Origin of the sequence: Acinetobacter vivianii (assembly GCF_014635885.1) — a bacterium.
Lineage (GTDB): Bacteria > Pseudomonadota > Gammaproteobacteria > Pseudomonadales > Moraxellaceae > Acinetobacter > Acinetobacter vivianii.
Genome location: NZ_BMDR01000001.1, coordinates 522,471 through 539,660 on the forward strand (window position 1 = coordinate 522,471; position 17,190 = coordinate 539,660).

Annotated in this window: 14 protein-coding genes; 1 reads left to right on the plus strand and 13 read right to left on the minus strand. The window is 40.8% G+C overall.

Annotated features, from left to right (window positions below):
* Positions 1-86 precede the first annotated feature (86 nt).
* Together IEV36_RS02470 and IEV36_RS02475 are read right to left on the minus strand one after the other, a co-directional pair.
* Positions 87-1,634: a DHA2 family efflux MFS transporter permease subunit gene (locus tag IEV36_RS02470; RefSeq protein ID WP_004772292.1), complete on the minus strand. Its 1,548-nt coding sequence runs from the start codon at positions 1,632-1,634 to the stop codon at positions 87-89.
* 23 nt (positions 1,635-1,657) lie between these two features.
* On the minus strand, positions 1,658-2,719 hold the full coding sequence (locus IEV36_RS02475; protein ID WP_004772293.1) for an HlyD family secretion protein: 1,062 nt from the start codon (positions 2,717-2,719) through the stop codon (positions 1,658-1,660).
* A 739-nt stretch (positions 2,720-3,458) separates the two neighbouring features.
* Here IEV36_RS02475 and IEV36_RS02480 point away from each other — a divergent pair.
* Entirely contained in the window at positions 3,459-4,331 is an 873-nt protein-coding gene (locus IEV36_RS02480) for a bile acid:sodium symporter family protein (RefSeq protein WP_004772294.1), read from the plus strand.
* Positions 4,332-4,388: 57 nt separating this feature from the next.
* On the opposite strand, the gene IEV36_RS02485 is transcribed toward IEV36_RS02480, so the two are convergent.
* The 11 genes from IEV36_RS02485 to IEV36_RS02535 form a co-directional block, all read right to left on the minus strand.
* Positions 4,389-5,390, minus strand: a complete 1,002-nt coding sequence (locus IEV36_RS02485) for a 2-dehydropantoate 2-reductase (RefSeq protein WP_005257774.1) — start codon at positions 5,388-5,390, stop codon at positions 4,389-4,391.
* A gap of 153 nt (positions 5,391-5,543) precedes the next feature.
* Positions 5,544-6,419, minus strand: coding sequence for a glyoxalase III HchA (gene hchA, locus IEV36_RS02490; protein ID WP_005257776.1), 876 nt, complete (start codon positions 6,417-6,419; stop codon positions 5,544-5,546).
* 108 nt (positions 6,420-6,527) lie between these two features.
* Entirely contained in the window at positions 6,528-7,532 is a 1,005-nt protein-coding gene (locus IEV36_RS02495) for an NAD(P)H-quinone oxidoreductase (RefSeq protein ID WP_005257778.1), read from the minus strand.
* Positions 7,533-7,536: 4 nt separating this feature from the next.
* A complete protein-coding gene (locus tag IEV36_RS02500; RefSeq protein ID WP_005257781.1) occupies positions 7,537-8,415 on the minus strand; it encodes an AraC family transcriptional regulator in 879 nt (292 codons plus the stop codon).
* A 157-nt stretch (positions 8,416-8,572) separates the two neighbouring features.
* Positions 8,573-8,890 (minus strand): hypothetical protein, encoded by a 318-nt coding sequence (locus IEV36_RS02505; protein ID WP_005257783.1) that lies wholly within the window; start codon positions 8,888-8,890, stop codon positions 8,573-8,575.
* Between the two features lie 32 nt (positions 8,891-8,922).
* The gene (locus tag IEV36_RS02510) at positions 8,923-9,615 is read right to left on the minus strand and encodes a GntR family transcriptional regulator (protein WP_004772300.1); all 693 of its coding nucleotides are present in this window, start codon (positions 9,613-9,615) and stop codon (positions 8,923-8,925) included.
* Between the two features lie 6 nt (positions 9,616-9,621).
* Positions 9,622-13,227 (minus strand): urea carboxylase, encoded by a 3,606-nt coding sequence (uca, locus tag IEV36_RS02515; RefSeq protein WP_005257785.1) that lies wholly within the window; start codon positions 13,225-13,227, stop codon positions 9,622-9,624.
* A gap of 15 nt (positions 13,228-13,242) precedes the next feature.
* Positions 13,243-15,069, minus strand: a complete 1,827-nt coding sequence (gene atzF, locus IEV36_RS02520) for an allophanate hydrolase (protein ID WP_005257786.1) — start codon at positions 15,067-15,069, stop codon at positions 13,243-13,245.
* A gap of 257 nt (positions 15,070-15,326) precedes the next feature.
* A complete protein-coding gene (locus IEV36_RS02525) occupies positions 15,327-15,674 on the minus strand; it encodes a winged helix-turn-helix domain-containing protein (protein WP_005257787.1) in 348 nt (115 codons plus the stop codon).
* Between the two features lie 57 nt (positions 15,675-15,731).
* Positions 15,732-16,841 carry an S-(hydroxymethyl)glutathione dehydrogenase/class III alcohol dehydrogenase gene (locus IEV36_RS02530; protein WP_032864050.1) on the minus strand — a complete coding sequence of 370 codons (1,110 nt, stop codon included), beginning with the start codon at positions 16,839-16,841 and terminating at the stop codon, positions 15,732-15,734.
* 20 nt (positions 16,842-16,861) lie between these two features.
* Positions 16,862-17,137, minus strand: a complete 276-nt coding sequence (locus IEV36_RS02535) for a metal/formaldehyde-sensitive transcriptional repressor (RefSeq protein WP_004653592.1) — start codon at positions 17,135-17,137, stop codon at positions 16,862-16,864.
* Positions 17,138-17,190: the final 53 nt, after the last annotated feature.

Genomic DNA, 17,190 nt, shown 5'->3' on the forward strand with positions numbered 1-17,190 from the left:
ATAAATATTCTTTTCTTATAACGGGATATGTTTTATATAAGCCCTATTGTTTTTTCATTTTTGAAATTACCCTCTATTTAAAATATCTACATATCCATCTTTTTCCCCCGATCCATAAATATGGTTAAAAAAGCCGTCACAAACATAATGATTGCGAGCATACGTAATAAATCATTGAAACTTGATGTAAGCGCCTGATAATGGATGTCACGATAAATCACGCTCAGCGCAATTTGCTGTGCATTTGAACCAACCTCCTGATATTGCGCTGTCAACTGATCCAGTCTTTCGACAAAGATCCAGTTCTGTGGCGTCATGTATTGATTAATTTGAGTCACATGTAGCGCTGTCAGCCAGTCTAGTGAGGAGTTGATCAATGCCAAGCCAACTGCTCCACCAATATTGCGCATCAGGTTATAAATACCGCTGGCATCGGCCACTTTACTCAGTGGTAATGTGCTCATGGCTAAATGTGAAACCACAATCAGACAAATCATCAGGCCGATACCACGATAAATTTGTGGCCAGAACATAAAGTCATAATCACTGTGGATGCTGAGATGTGAATTCAGCCATACCCCGAACCCCGCCAGAATCATGCCAACGAATACGGTTTTACGAGTGTCAAAATTAGGAATCAGCCAAGCAAGGAACGGCGCAAAAAAGAACATCACCACGCCAGTCACCATCATAATGTGACCAATCTGGCTACTGTTCATCTCCCGAACCTGCCCAAGAAAAACAGGAATCATATAGCCCAAGCCATACAGCGCCATGCCGATGACAAAGGTGGTAATTGCACTTAGAGTGAAGTTCTTGTTTTTGAATACGCTTAGATCAAGTAAAGGCTTAGGCTGAGTAAAGCTTCGAGTGAAGAAAATCATGCCGCCGATCAGGCAGATCATAAATGCTATACGAACACCTGAATCTGCAAGCCAGTCATGCCGTGCGCCTTCATCAAGGAAATATTCCAGCCCACCCAAGAACATCGCCATACCAATCAGGCTCAGCCAGTCCATAGTTTTAATCAGTGAATAATTGGCGCGGTCAATATTTGGCCCTGAGTAAATCACGGTGGCAATAATAATCCCTGGAATGATATTGATCAGGAACATCCAGTGCCATGAGAAATTATTGGTTAACCAGCCGCCAATGGTTGGGCCAATCGCTGGGCCTAATGTACTAACCATGCCGAAGGTCACCAACGGTAATGAGCGTTTTGCTTCAGGAAAAAGCAGATACAACGCTGTCATCGAAGTTGGAATCATGCCTCCGCCCATAAAGCCCTGAATGCCACGGAAAACCAGTAAACTTTCCAGATTCCATGCCAACGCACAAAGCAGTGAGCTGATGGTAAATCCAACCGCACAAATGGTGTAATAGACACGTGTAGAAAGTACTCGCGATACAATGCTAGACATTGGAATCGCGATAATTTCTGCAATCAAATAAACCGTTTGTACCCAAGTCACTTCATAACGGCTTGCACTCATACCTGCTTGAACTTCATTTAAAGAGCTCGCTACGATCTGAATATCAAGGATCGCCATAAAGTTGCCAAAAATCATGGCAGCAAAAATTGCCCATGCGGTTTTTCGAGGGAATTTCCATTCACTTTCGACAGACTGATTCATCACTTACACCTAAGACTTTATGTTTAAGTTCTGAGATCAACGGTCGCGCTGACCGACATTCCCGGTTTAATGAGATCAATATGCGGGCTTGAATCTATGGTGATGCGAACAGGAATACGTTGTACAACTTTGTTAAAATTCCCCGTCGCATTGTCAGGTGGCATGAGTGAAAAAGTAGCCCCGGATGCTGGAGAAAAGCTTTCGATTTTTCCGGTGTATGTCAGGCTTGGATATGCATCTATTTTTAATTTAACTTGCTGACCAATATGCATTTTTTCAATTTGAGTTTCTTTGAAGTTGGCCTGCACATATAAGCTTTTTTCAGGAATGATTGCCATCAAACGTGTTTGTGGTGAAACACGAGAACCTTTCTGGATTGCAAGACTACCGACTTTGCCCGACACAGGGCTAATCACTTTTGATGAAGCAAGATCAATCTGATAAAGATCCAGACTCGCATTGGCATTTTGAATATCTGCCAAAATTTGCGCTCTACTTGCCTGTAAGCTACCGAGTTGTGCTTCGGCTGCATTGACAGCTGCTTGTGCCTTGCTCAGTTGTGCCTGTGCGGTTAAATACTGGGACTGGACACCTTCAAAATTTTGGCGGGTAATCACCCCATCTTTTAACAAATCTTGGTAACGTTCAAAATCTTTTTTCAAGCGGGATAAGTCAGCTTGCGCTGCAACAACACCACTATTTGCCTCACTAATAGATGACTTGGCTGATCTTTCATTTTGCTGCTGCACCCCAAGCGCTGCCTGTTTTAAGGTTACGACTGAACGGGCTTGATCATAACGAGCTTGATAATCACGATGATCCAGTATCGCCAAGGTCTCGCCTTTTTTAACCACCTGATTATCCTTAATGATCAATTCAATCACTTCACCAGATATTTTTGGCATCACCCAAGTGACATCAGCTTGAACATAGGCATTATCGGTAGACTGATAATATCGATATACAAAAAAATAATATATAATGCCGATAATGAGTAATAACAGAAGCGCACTAAAAACAGCCCATGTTATTTTTTTTCGACTTTGGAAATTAGTGTCAGTTTCTAGCTGAGCGACGTTATCCATATTCATTCCGCTTATTTGTAATATTCAATTTTTTATTTACACCAACAAAATATTGGCGTCTTTTTTACGTAACTTTTCACTTGGTTTTATTCAATAAATCGTCACAGTGTAAAAATTGCTGCAAATTATCATTCTTAAGTCAAATAAATATCATTGACCGTTTTGACAGGTGTTTTTTCTATTTCTGCCAGTAGACAGAATGTTATAAAAACTATATTTAAAATTTATGTAATTGTAAGTTTGGCCTACTTTATCTTTATAAACTTATTTTTTAAAATAGATCTATAATGTTGTTAAACCTATATATATTATTTTTTATTGTTTTGCTACAAATTTTCCTTATTAACAAAAAAGGCCACATCTTTTGCTTGTTTTATATACACAATCTACTTTCGTTAACAAAATCCATATAACGTTATAAAAATGTAAATAGAAATATTGGAGAGTTTTATCTTTTATGCTTTTCAATTTATTTTGAATAAACTGTCATCTATTTGACAAATTTATGCTGTCAAAGTTAATAAAATATTTAAGTGATATAAATGATTAGAATTAATAACATAAAGACATTAATTTGTTATTTAGTTTTGATAATCGATGAGTTTATTTGCAAACCAGTTTAATAAATTAACCGACTTATGCCAAATATATCAACAAAATTATTGGAAAGTTGATATCTTCATAGGAAATAATATATAAATTTTTTTAATATAATTTTAACTCAAAGGAACGAATAGTTATGGATTCAGGATTGATCACCCTTTTCTTGCCAATCGCACTTGCCATTGTCATGGCGGGTATGGGCTTGGAACTCACCTTAAAAGATTTCGCCCGTGTCACCAAACACCCAAAAGCCGTTATCATTGCCCTGTTTTGCCAATTAGTTTTATTGGTCGGGATTGCATTCTTGATTTGTAAAATCCTTGCGCTACCGCCGTTACTTGCTGTGGGCCTCATGCTTTTAGCAGCTTCACCCGGTGGCTCGACTGCTAACTTATTCAGTTATTTGTATAAGGGTGATATCGCCTTAAACATTAGTTTGACCGCACTCAATGCCTTGGTTGCTGCCCTGTTCTTACCGTTTATTGTCAATTTCGCCATTTTGCATTTTATGAATGAAGGACAACATGTAGGGCTACAATTTTCTAAAATTCTACAAGTATTTCTAATTATCTTGGTACCTGTGGCAATCGGTATGCTGGTTCGTCATTTTGCCCCTCATTTAGCAGAAAAGTTAAATCGTCCTGTACGTATTTTTGCAATTGTTTTCTTACTCATCATTATTGCTGGGGCAATTTTTAATGAGCGGCATAATCTGGTTGAGTATCTGGGACAGATTGGCTTTGCTACCGCTTTATTCTGTGCAATCAGCTTGGCAGTTGGTTATTTTGTACCGCGTTTCTTTGGGATCAGTTCATATCAAGCGCGTGCCTGTGCATTTGAAATCGGGATTCATAACAGCACCCTTGCCATGACGATTGCGCTTACAATTATGGCCAGTACAACGATCGCAATGCCAGCCGCAGTTTATTCTATTTTTATGTATATCTTCGCTACAATCTTTGGCATTTTGATTACCCGCTTTGGGCCACCAGTGACTGAAAAATCTTAAATATTTGTTTTATCGTCAATAGCGTATGACTGCTTTTCAGTGATACGCTATTTTTTATTATGCCATTTCTAGCTGTTGTTTAAGCGCTTGTGCTGACCAAGCCAGAGGAGAAGTTTCCGCCTGTTTAACAAGCTGAATCAGTTTTGCATTGATAGGTGCTTCTAAATTGAGCTGTTCTGCTAAACGAACAACCTCTCCATTAATCCAGTCAATTTCAGTTGTTCGTCCTGCCATCAGATCATCTGCCATAGATGAACGAGCCAGTGGATCAATGGCTAACATTTTCTTACTCACCACATTAAAAATGAAATCTGGCAATCTCAATACCACAGGAACAATTTGCGCTGGCAAAGCCGTGAGTTGAGCAGGTTGAATATGCGCAATTTTCAGCAATCTCAGCGCTTCCATTTGTGCCATTGCCAGACATTGACGGTATGCCCGAATCGAAAGCTGTTGCTTTAACGGAAGCTGTGATAAGGCATTCACTGCGTTATTTAAATTCAGAATTAACTTCGCCCACTGTACTGCCTGCATATCAGGCTCCAGTTTCAGTTCCAGCCCTGCGGTTTTAAATGCGTTCATTAGCTCATGCAGCGCATCATTTTGCTTGATATATAACTCACCTTCTGTACCTTGATGAAACCTACCATTTCCCAAAGCCGCAACATTAAAAGGAACCATGCCTGCAAGAATAGTTTGCTCAGGCAGAATCTGTTTTAAAATCTCCGCATTTCTTAAACCATTTTGAAAACTGATAATCAATGTTTTGTTTCTTAAAACAGTTTTTAACTCATGAGCAACGTATTCAGTGGCTGCTGATTTAACACAAACAAAAATAATATCTGCTTGCGCTGCAACTTGTGGATCATCGCTCAATTGAAGCTGATTTGCTGCAATCGTGTGTTGATACCCACGATAATCCGAAACTGTCAGACCGTATTGTTGTAATTGCTGGCGAATTTGGGGGCGTACAATAAACTGAACATCGCATCCTATGGCTGCCAACCGCCCTCCGAGATAACAACCAATATTGCCTGCACCATAAATACATATTTTCATTCAACCTCCTGTTCAGTTTGCGTCCGTATGGGCTACTGTAACCCGAAGCCTGAAAAGAGATTGTCATTGATTTGACAATTGATCAGCTAGAACAGGTCAAAAAATAAAAAAGCCCAACAATCGATGTCAGGCTTTCATTTTTATCTCAAGCAATTATCGTAGGTCTGGATCGGCCAATAATGTCGTTGCTGCCAACTTTCCTAAATTATTTGAAGCCAGCGGACTATCACCTGTTAGTAATTTTCGATCTTGGTGTACCTGACCTGTAATCCCTTTATTCAAGATTTTAACGCCAAGTTTTTCCAGATTTTCACCGACCAACCACGGCAGTTGCCCTGGCATATAACCGATATCAATATTTGCACCTTTATCTAAGGAATCAGGGAAAACACAAACCTGATAGTCTTTGAAAATATAATCTTGTGGATTTTCATCTACAGCGGCAGCCAGTAGTGATGCTGGCCCATGACACAAGGTAATCACATATTTATCATTTGCAATGGCCCACTTTAATAACGCTTTGACTTCGGTGCTTTGTGGAATTTTAGCCAGTACACCATGTCCACCTGGGATGAAAATACCTACATAAGGTGAATCAGCACTTAAGGCTTTCTCGAGCACATCAGCAAGTCTTAAAGGTGCCTTGAGCTGTTTCTCATATTTTTTATAAGTGTCTAATACCACTTGTTCTTCGTTTGGCATCGCCCACATTTCCAGCTTGACTGGATTTCCTGAAAGCGTTGCAACGTCAAAGGCAAAGCCTGCATTATCCAGATGAAACATTGGCAATAACATTTCAACGGGATGATTTCCTGTAGAAAAGAATTTTGCATTCTGCATCAAGATATAACGTTCGTCTGTCGCGATCATTAAAATCTTTTTATCGCCCTGATAGGGTTGTGGGTAGGTTGTACCATCATAGTCAGTTTTAGCGGAGGTATACTGACTCAATGAATATGGTGATGGGAAGAATGCATTGTCTTCTGCAAGATCAGGTGTTGGATTACGATCATCAAGATTTGTTGTCATTTCAAGTTTCCTCATTGCATCGTTTTATTTATATCCATACTGCTTGAGCAACCTGCCGTACTCAAGTTTTGAGTACGAACAGGCATAGAATCAACATAATCAGGCAAATTAAGACTTAATTTCGAGTACGACTTTGCCAATATGCTGACTGCTCTCTAAACATTGGTGTGCCTGAGCGACATCTGCAAAGGAAAAAGTCTTGTAGATCATTGGCTTACATTGATCGGCTTCAATCAAAGGCCAGACAAATTGTTCAAGCTCTTGAGCAATCTTGGCTTTTTCAGCATTGGTTCTTGCACGCATGGTTGAGCCTGTGACAACGGCACGTTTTAGCATCAACTCCTGTATATCAAAGCCATCAACTTTACGACCGCCCATAAAACCAATAATCACTAAACGTCCATCACGCTTTAATAATCTCAGGTTTTGGTTGAAATAGGCGGCTCCAATGATATCCAGAATTACATCCACGCCTTGACCATCGGTCAGCGCCAAAACCTCTTTCTCAAAATCCTGCGTTTTGTAGTTAATGACCTGTGACATTGGAGATAACTTTTCAACTTTGTCATCGTGGCCAACTGTAGAGAAATTTTTAATTCCCATAGCATGACACAAGCTGATTGCGGTTGAACCAATACCGCTGGCCCCACCATGAATCAGCACGGTTTCATCCTTCTTCAATTGACCAATCTGGAACAGATTCGCCCAAACAGTAAAATAAGTTTCAGGAATAGCAGCTGCTTCAACAAAACTTAAATTTTTTGGAATTTTCAAAGTTTGATTTGCGGGTACAGCACAATATTCAGCATACCCACCACCGTTGGTCAGTGCACAGACTTTATCGCCCACTTTAAACTGCGTCACTTGCGTACCTACTTGTGAAACTACACCAGATACTTCTAGACCAGGAATAGGCGTGACGCCTTTTGGCATTGGATATAATCCTTGACGCTGTAAAATGTCAGGTCGATTAATTCCTGTTGCGTAGACTTCAATAAGAACTTCATCAGCAGTAATTTCTGGGCGTGCTCCCTCAGCAACTTGTAAAACTTCAGGGCCACCTGCTTGAGTAATTTCAATATATTTCATTTGTTCTACGCTCTTTTGATTCATCTGATCATGACTCCGTTTCAGTATTAGATTCAGCATGTTTGGGTGGAAAACCAAACTGCTTTTTAAATTCTCGGCTAAATTGAGAAGAGCTCTGATATCCAACAGCATAAGCCGCTTGAGCCACACTTTGGTCTGCGTTTTGCAACAATTGTTTTGCCTTATGCAACCGAACGATTTTCAAATATTGCAACGGCGAATGTTGTGTCACCTGTTTAAAGGCTTTATGAAATGCAGAGGTACTCATATTGGCTTGCTCTGCCAGCATTTCTACAGTGAGCTTTTCTGTAAAATGGTGCTGGATATACTCGCAGATTTTATAAATAGGTCTGAGATTGCCTTGTGCAACTAAACCTTTTAAGGCATCCGCACCAGCATGTTGAATTACTCGATAAAGCAATTCTCGTTTAATCTGATCGCCCAAAACCAGCACATCTTGTTCGGAGGTCAATGTCTGTAATAAACGATTTAGCACACTCGAAATAGTCTGATCATATTGAATCACACTCATTCCTGTGGTGAGTGGCTTAAATTGGTAGTTCTCGAAATAGGTTTTTGCAAGCAGCTCATTCACAGTGTCTGCTTCCAGTTTCATGCTGATCGCAATCATCGGCGCTTCAGCACTGGCAATGGTGTCACAATCAAATGGCATCGAAACCGAGACGATCAGGCATTCACCTTGTTGAAAAGAATAGGTTTCTGTGCCGATATAGCCGCGCTTTTGGCCTTGCAATACAAACACAAGGGTTGGTTCCTGTAATACAGCAATCGGTGGCGTATTATGGTCAACTCGCATGAGCACAATGCCGTCAATGGCTGTGGCAAAGAAACCCTCTTTCTGAACCAGTTTTAGAAATAAGTTGATGAGTTTTTGATCATTCATCATGTGTCATCTGATGATTTGAAATATAATTTTTATTATTAAATAGCAAAGAGATAAAAGCTGTTAGTTTTATGCAGAATTAGGCATGGAAAAGAGAGTTTTGTGAATTCCTGCTTTCAGGGTCAAATCATTGTGAACTAATGTCTATAATTTAGCCAAATCATTGTCTTTTATTGTCAGAAAAGATTATAGAAAAAAAGAATAGTAATGTTACAAACAATCCTACTCCTGAACTTACTAGAATAATTTCTAGGTTTAAAAGCTCCCTAAATAAGCCATGTGCTCCCCATGGACCATCATCAAACCCTCTATTATCAGAACGACGCCCTAGTAAGACAACAATATAAAAACCAATGCTTGAGATCAAAAAAATAATTACAGAAATTTTCCATAATTTAAATTTTGAAAGTAATGCTACTAAAGCCATACCTAGTATTGTAACTACGGATGCTATCAAAGCATATTTCCAGTTATTCATAAAAATCCTAAATGATTCATCAGAGCTTAATTCTAATAAAACTGACTCGAATCCAACATCTGTAAGGTAATCTTTTTCACTTCATCACGACTTTGCATGATATGCGCTTCAATCGCACTGATCGCCTGCTCTGTCTGTCTCTCAAAAATAAAACCTAAGATTTTTTGATGTTCCTGATAAGTCGCTTCAACTCGATAATCTTTAGAAAAATCCAAACGGCGGATAATACGAATCCGCTCACTCAAATCTCGATGAATCCTTGCCATTTCATTATTGCCTGAAGCACGGACCAAGGCACAATGAAAATCTTCATCTTGTTGCGAAAGCTGTTTAATATCCTTTAAGTACGCATCAGGCTCAACCAGCCAAAGCGCTTTTAAAAGTGACAACTCAACTGAGTTATGATGATCAATCTGACAAAGTTTACGAATGCTATCTTTTTCCAAAACAATACGCACATCGTAAAGTTCTTCATAATAACGAAAATTGAGCGGTCGAATCTGCCAACCGCTCCGAAAGCTCACATCAACGTAGCCCTCTTGTTGCAAACGATATAAGGCATGTCGGATGGGGGTACGACTTACCGCATAAGCTTTAGCAACCTCAGACTCAGTGAAGCGTTCACCAGGCATCAATTTGAAATCAAAGATATCATTCTTGATGCGTTGGTAAACTAGCTCAGACAGATTGTCTGAGCTTTTTGTTGTTATTTTTGGTTCTTTCATTCAACCCTATTCCATATATACCAATGGCTCACCACTGTGTACAGTTTGCCCCGCTCTGCAAATAATGGCTTTGACGATACCATCTTCCTCTGCATAAACAGGTAGCTCCATTTTCATTGCTTCAATAATAGCAATAGTTTCTCCTTTTTTGATCTCTTGCCCATGTTCAACAAAAATTTTCCAGATATTGCCTGTCATTGATGCATTTAAAGCAGAAAGATGGCTGTAATCGACCTGATTAGCTTGTTCTACATGCTGTTCAGGTTGTGCAGCAAACTCTTCTTTCCAGCGACTCACTTCAGTGCTAAAGGCCTGTTGCTGTTTCTCTTTAAATGCGGCGATACTTTCCGCTTCATTCTCCAAGAACTGTACATAGTCTGCATAGTCAAACTCGGTTTCTTCAATCTGAATATGAGCGCGGTCATTTTCAAAATCTGCACGCCATTCATTGAGTTCGGCTTCAGTCACAGGGAAATATTTAATCTGGTCAAAGAATTGTAAGAACCATTGTTTATCACCAAATTGCTTGTTCTTTTTAAACTTGTTCCAGATCGGCAGCGTCCGCCCAATCAACTGATAACCACCTGGTGAGTCCATGCCATAAATACACATGTACATACCACCAATCCCTACCGTGCCTTCCGCAGTAAAGGTACGTGCTGGATTGTACTTAGAGCTGAGCAAACGATGGCGTGGATCAATCGGTACAGCACACGGTGCCGTCAGATAAACATCTCCTAAACCCAGTACTAAATAATTGGCATCGAAAATAATGTCTTTCACTTCATCTCGATGTGCAAGCCCATTAATTCGTTGGATAAAATCAACATTATTCGGCAACCACGGCGCTTTAGCACAGACACTTTCCTGATAACGGTCCACTGCACCTAAAGTCGCACTGTCTTCAAACGCCATTGGTAAATGCACGATACGCGATGGGATTTTAAGTTGGCTTAAATCGCCCATTTCATCTTCAAGTTTAAGCAATTTCGTAATCAGCTCAGCTTGAGGAATAACCAGACCATCGTATTTAATCTGTAGTGAGCGTACACCCGGCGACAGTTCCAAAACGCCTGCAAGATTGGCTTTACGAATCATTTTAATCAGTTGATGTACACGTAAACGTAGTGCCAAGTCCAAAACGTTTTCACCGTACTCTAATAAGATATAGCTATCACCTGCTTGGCGATACAGCGTTTTTGGCGATAATTCAGTTTGTTCACGTTGTGCCAGAATAGTTGTTAAGACATCTTGAGTTGGCTCAATCGTTTCAACCACTTTGGCTGCGGCGGCAAAGTTTTGGATATTTTCAATTTGTTTGCGTTCTAACTCGTTGGCCTGCTCGACTGTAATTGGATAAAAACGGATTTTGTCATCAGCTTTGAGTTGGCCTACTTTCCAGAGCTCTGCTTTGGCAATGGTCACTGGACACACAAAGCCACCTAAACTTGGGCCATCTTTTGCCAGAATCACAGGGAAATCACCCGTAAAGTTGATCGCGCCAATCGCATATTCACAGTCATGCACATTGGACGGATGCAAACCCGCTTCACCGCCATTTTCACGTGCCCAGCTTGGTGTAGGCCCTGAAAGTCTGACGCCTAAACGATTTGAATTAAAATGTACGGTCCATTCAGACGCAAAGAACTCTTCTACATATTCGGGTTTAAAGAAATCAGGTGCGCCATGTGGTCCATACAGCACAGCAATTTCCCATTCATTGCTATATTCAGGGATTAAATCTGTCGATAAGGCTTGTGGTGTGTCGGTTGCCAATGGCAATTCAGCATTTGCCAAGCTTGAATCAACCATTTTGATCATATCGCCAACACGCAAAGTACGTCCTGCATGACCACCAAAATTACCTAGTGCAAAGGTTGAACGACTACCTAAATATAAGGGTACATCCAGTCCATCACGTACTGCCAAATAAGTACGGCAGCCTGAAGCCACTTGTCCTATTTTTAAGGTTTGCCCTGCTTTGACTTTAACTGGTTGCCAAAAGCTAATTTCTTGATTATCTAACACAGCAGTACAACTTGCACCAGTCAGTGCAATCGTCGTATCTGCATGAAACTTTAATGTTGGCCCCACCAAGGTAAACTCAAAACCTGCCGCTTTAGCATCATTGCCGACAATACGATTGGCGAGTTGGAATGCATAATCATCCATTGGACCTGACGGCGGTACACCAATATCCCAGTAGCCTGTACGCCCCGGATAATCCTGAATTGAACTAAGTGTGCCTGCTTGAATCACTTCAATGACTTTAGGCGAGTAGTTAAAATCATCCAGCATACGCGTCCAGATTTGCATAGATTCAAAACGCTGATCTGAAACGATGGCGCGTGCATAATCCAGATTGGTACTGATTCCATTTAAACGAGTTTCAGCCAAAACCACTTTTAATTTTTCAATTGCTGTAGCTCGATCTTCGGCATGGACAATAATTTTGGCAATCATCGGATCGAAATATTGAGAAATTTCGGTACCTGTTTTGACCCAAGTATCGACACGAATATCTTCTGGAAAAGACACTTCTGTGAGTACACCCGGGCTTGGCTGGAAATTTTTCACAGGATCTTCAGCATAGACACGGACTTCGATTGCCGCACCTTTCGGTTGGATATTGCTGAGATAATCCCAGTCCAAGGCATCACCTGCCGCGACTTTAAGCATGCATTCAATCAAGTCGAGTCCAGTGACCATTTCAGTGACAGGATGTTCTACCTGTAAGCGGGTATTTACTTCAAGGAAGTAAAATTCATCCCGTTGAGCATCGTAAATAAACTCAACCGTACCTGCACTGCGATAATTGACAGAGCGGCCCAGTTCAACCGCCGCTTGATGCAACTTTTGACGAGTAGCTTCAGGTAAATTAGCCGCTGGCGTTTCTTCTACCACTTTCTGGTTACGACGTTGCAATGAACAATCGCGCTCTCCAAATGCCACCACTTGGCCTTTGCCATCTCCAAAAATTTGTACTTCGACATGACGTGCTTTATCAATAAAACATTCGATAAATACACCTGCATCTTTAAAGAACTGTTCACCTAAACGTTTTACACTTTCATAAGCTTCGGTTAATGCTTGCGGGGTGTCACAACGGGTTAAGCCAATTCCGCCGCCACCTGCAGTGCTTTTTAACATGATTGGATAGCCAATCCGTTCAGCAGCCGTCAATGCTTCTTCCAAGCTATCGAGCAATCCTGTACCTGGTGTCATTGGAACATTCGCCGTTGCTGCCAATTCACGTGCGCGATGCTTTAAACCGAATTCCAGAATCTGCTCTGCGGTTGGGCCCATAAATGCAATATTGTTTTCTTCACAAGCACGGGAAAAATCGGCACTTTCAGACAGAAAACCATAACCGGGAAAAATTGCTTCTGCCCCAGTTTTTTTGGCTGCTTCAATCAATTTATCAATACTGAGATAAGTATCGGCAGGTTTTAAACCTTCTAGCGAAATTGCAATATCTGCATCTTGGACATGTTGTGCATAACGATCGCTATCGGAATACACAGCCACACTGGTAATCCCTAATTTTTTTAATGTTCGAATTGCTCGGACAGCAATTTCACCACGGTTTGCAATAAGTACAGTTTTAAACATGATGATTTCCTCCAATTAATTCGCTGTGTTTGCCGCTTGACTGTTACGATGCTGGATGTAGGCTCTCCATCCACCAAAATGGCTAATATTCTCGGCATCGCCTAAGCCATACGGTTCGCAAATAAAACCTTTGACCCAACGACCATCCTCCAGCTCGACATTGCCCATCCCTAATGGGGTTGGAATTTCTGCAACAAACTCACCAAATCGTGCTGTTGGTACATCCCAAAGTTCTACGATGATGCTTTTTCCATTGGATTGACGTGCTAGTCCTGGTTTTGGTGGAACGGTGCCATTCAAGGCATACAGTGCGTAGTCCTGAGAGGTTTTGGTGGTTTCGACATGTACTGCATCACGAGTGGTCAGTTGGAAATTGAGTGGCATGCCTGTTAAATGTGCGCCCACCACAGCAACTCGGATATGATGAGGAGACACCAAAGTTGGTGCGTTTGAAGCTAAGGTCTTGTCTAAAGCACCCAATTTAAGTGCCAGATAGTTTTGCCAAGCCTTACCAAAGTGAATTAGGGCCGCATCATGCCATGCAGGTGCAATTAAACTAATACCGAAAGGTAAGTTGTCTGCTCTAAAGCCTGCGGGTAATGCCAGTGCACTTAAATCTGCAAGATTGGTAAAGTTGGTATAAATGCCAAAGTGAGCGTTGTATTCAATTGGATGTTGTTGAAGCTGCTCAATGGTATAAATCGTTGGTGCAGTTGGGACAATCAATGCATCAAATTCAGCCAGACTGTCTTGAATTTTTCGAGCCAGATCCATTCTTAAATATTCCGCATTGTAGGCATCTACCGCAGAGTATTTTTCACCTTGTTGAACGATTTCCAAGACCGTTGGATCAAAATCGTCAGCATTGCTTTTTAGTAGATCAGCAACCGCCGCCGTGCGCTCGGCAACCCAAGACCCTTGATATAATTGAGCTGCAAGTTGCTCAAAGGCAGAAAAATCAATCGCTGTAATTTCTGCATTTAAACTTTCAAGTAATTGAATGGTTTGCTGGAAGGCTTTTTCTGCCTGCTCATCACCAAAGAAATTTAATTGTTTTGGAATCGCAAATTTCAATTTGCTCGAGAATCGAGCAGGTACATTTTTAGGATGTGGACGAGAGTAACTGTCGAAAGCATCATAGGCTTCAGCTTGCTGGGCAACCAACTCTGCATCTGCAACGGTTAATGCAAAAATTGAAATGCAATCAATACTTTTAACTGCCGGTAATAGTCCTCGATTTGAGAAGCGCCCTTTGGTTGGTTTTAAGCCCACAATATTATTGAATGCCGCTGGTACTCGACCCGATCCAGCTGTATCGGTGCCCAATGAAAATGGAACCAAACCTCTTGCTACTACACTGGCAGAACCTGAACTTGAACCACCACTGACATATTCAGGTTTAAAGCTATTCGGTACTGCCCCAAAGGGTGAACGTGTCCCGACCAAACCTGTTGCAAACTGATCAAGGTTGGTTTTACCAATCACAATTGCACCTGCTTGTTTAAGCAAACGGACAGTTTCAGCATCTTGTGTCGCGATCGTATGTAATGCTTTACATGCTGCGGTGGTAACAAAACCTGCGACATCTATATTGTCTTTAACCGCAAACGGTACGCCGTATAAAGGAAATTGCTTTTTGAGGTCTTCCGCATCTTGAGCTAATTGCGTTAAAGACTGAATCTGTTGTTCGAGTACATTAGGACTCACAATCGAAATCCAGGCCACATCATTAGGATCAAGTGCTTTGACTAATTCTTTTAAAATATCAAGTTGAATTTCATTGTTGAAATACGCCGTTTGCCATTCAGAAATTGTCCAGCCTAAAGTTTTTAGTTCATGCATCTTATGAATCCTATCTTGTATACAAGTTTGAATAGATAAATGCAGAAACTGTGCCAATATATTTTTAATATAAAAATTAATTACTTAGAATATTTAATGAAATACAAACTTATGAGAATGGTGCAGTTATAGTGCTGAAAAAATTTCGTTCGAGCTGATTTGCGCTATAAATCAGCAGATCTTTAGTGTGGAATAAAAGATTTGAATAAAAATGATAAAATTCGATTTAACTTATTTGTTTTTATAGAGTTATTTATTTACTTTAAATATTTAGTGATATCTTCAAATTCTGCAGCAACGGAGTGAATTGCCTGTTGTTCCATGCCTCTAAATTTTTTTAATATGACTTGCCCCAATTCGGTTACGATTGCACCACCACCATGCGTTCCCCCTGTTTGAGTTTCGACAAGATGAGATTGAAAGCATTGATTCATGGTATCGACCAGTTGCCATGCACGACGATAACTCATGTCCATAGATTTGGCCGCTTGTGAAATTGAACCTGTACGCTGGATGGCTTCGAGTAATTCAGCTTTGCCAGGGCCAAAAGCAATTTGTTCATTAGACAAGATGCGAAGGTGCATTTTTAAACGTGGTTTTGACATTTCGAGTTACCAAGATTTGATGATGTATTTCACACCATCAAATCTCATTATTTAAATTTAGAAATGAATCACAGTACGAATCGACTTACCTTCATGCATCAAGTCAAAGGCTTCATTAATGTCTTCAAGTGGCATGGTATGCGTTACAAAAGGTTCAAGCTGAATCTCGCCTTTCATTGCATCTTCAACCATTTTAGGGAGTTGTGAACGACCTTTTACCCCACCAAAAGCAGTACCCATCCATTTACGGCCTGTCACCAACTGGAATGGACGGGTTGAGATTTCCTGACCTGCACCCGCAACGCCAATAATCACTGACTGTCCCCAACCACGATGTGCACATTCAAGTGCAGAACGCATAACATTGGTATTGCCGATACATTCAAAAGAGTGATCAACGCCCCAACCTGTCATTTCCACAATGACTTGCTGAATAGGTTGCTCATAATCTTTTGGATTAAGGAAATCTGTTGCACCAAACTGTTTTGCCAGTTCAAATTTATCTGGATTGGTATCTACTACAATAATACGTCCAGCTTTGGCCTGACGTGCACCTTGTACTACAGCAAGACCAATACCGCCTAAACCAAACACAGCAACGCTATCGCCTTCCTGCACTTTTGCAGTGTTATGAACGGCGCCAATACCTGTAGTCACGCCACAACCAAGTAAACATACTTGTTCATGGTTGGCTTCTGGATTGATTTTTGCCAAAGACACTTCAGCGACTACCGTATATTCACTAAAGGTTGAACAGCCCATGTAGTGATAGATCGGTTGACCGTTATAAGAAAAACGAGTGGTGCCATCTGGCATGACACCTTTACCTTGAGTTGCACGTACCGCAACACAAAGATTGGTTTTTCCAGATTTACAGAATAAGCATTCTTTACATTCAGCCGTATATAATGGGATCACGTGATCGCCTACTGCGACGCTGTTCACACCTTCACCCACTTGTACCACAACCCCTGCACCTTCATGGCCTAAAACAGCAGGAAATACACCTTCAGGATCATCACCTGATAAAGTGAAGGCATCTGTATGGCACACCCCAGTATGCGTAATTTTAATGAGAACCTCACCCGCTCTTGGTGGCTCAACATCAAGCTCTACGATTTGTAATGGTTCACCTGCGGCAAATGCAACGGCTGCACGAGATTTAATCACAATGACACTCCTGAATTTTACTTTAAATAAGATTTAAGAATTTTACTGACTTGAATAAGCTCTTGACTGCGTTGCAACTCAGAAGATTCACCGACAACTAAAGTATCTTTTAAATGAATTTCGAGTAGTTCAGTCATCAAACCATTTAATGCGCCGCGAACTGCACAAATTTGCTGCAAGATATCAGCGCATTCTGTGTCATTCTCCAAAGCACGTTCAACACTCTGGACTTGACCTTGAATTCGCCTTACACGCGTGAGAATCTTTTTTTTATCCTCTAATTGTTTAGGCATAATGTAGACCACATTAAATCTAAAAATATACTATACACCAGTATAGTAAATTA

Coding starts and splice junctions, on each gene's coding strand:
- IEV36_RS02510 (WP_004772300.1), bottom strand. CDS start 9,615: ATGAAAGAACCAAAAATAACAACAAAAAGCTCAGACAATCTGTCTGAG.
- IEV36_RS02505 (WP_005257783.1), bottom strand. CDS start 8,890: ATGAATAACTGGAAATATGCTTTGATAGCATCCGTAGTTACAATACTA.
- IEV36_RS02500 (WP_005257781.1), bottom strand. CDS start 8,415: ATGATGAATGATCAAAAACTCATCAACTTATTTCTAAAACTGGTTCAG.
- IEV36_RS02535 (WP_004653592.1), bottom strand. CDS start 17,137: ATGCCTAAACAATTAGAGGATAAAAAAAAGATTCTCACGCGTGTAAGG.
- uca (WP_005257785.1), bottom strand. CDS start 13,227: ATGTTTAAAACTGTACTTATTGCAAACCGTGGTGAAATTGCTGTCCGA.
- IEV36_RS02495 (WP_005257778.1), bottom strand. CDS start 7,532: ATGAATCAAAAGAGCGTAGAACAAATGAAATATATTGAAATTACTCAA.
- IEV36_RS02525 (WP_005257787.1), bottom strand. CDS start 15,674: ATGTCAAAACCACGTTTAAAAATGCACCTTCGCATCTTGTCTAATGAA.
- IEV36_RS02470 (WP_004772292.1), bottom strand. CDS start 1,634: ATGAATCAGTCTGTCGAAAGTGAATGGAAATTCCCTCGAAAAACCGCA.
- IEV36_RS02480 (WP_004772294.1), top strand. CDS start 3,459: ATGGATTCAGGATTGATCACCCTTTTCTTGCCAATCGCACTTGCCATT.
- IEV36_RS02475 (WP_004772293.1), bottom strand. CDS start 2,719: ATGGATAACGTCGCTCAGCTAGAAACTGACACTAATTTCCAAAGTCGA.
- atzF (WP_005257786.1), bottom strand. CDS start 15,069: ATGCATGAACTAAAAACTTTAGGCTGGACAATTTCTGAATGGCAAACG.
- hchA (WP_005257776.1), bottom strand. CDS start 6,419: ATGACAACAAATCTTGATGATCGTAATCCAACACCTGATCTTGCAGAA.
- IEV36_RS02485 (WP_005257774.1), bottom strand. CDS start 5,390: ATGAAAATATGTATTTATGGTGCAGGCAATATTGGTTGTTATCTCGGA.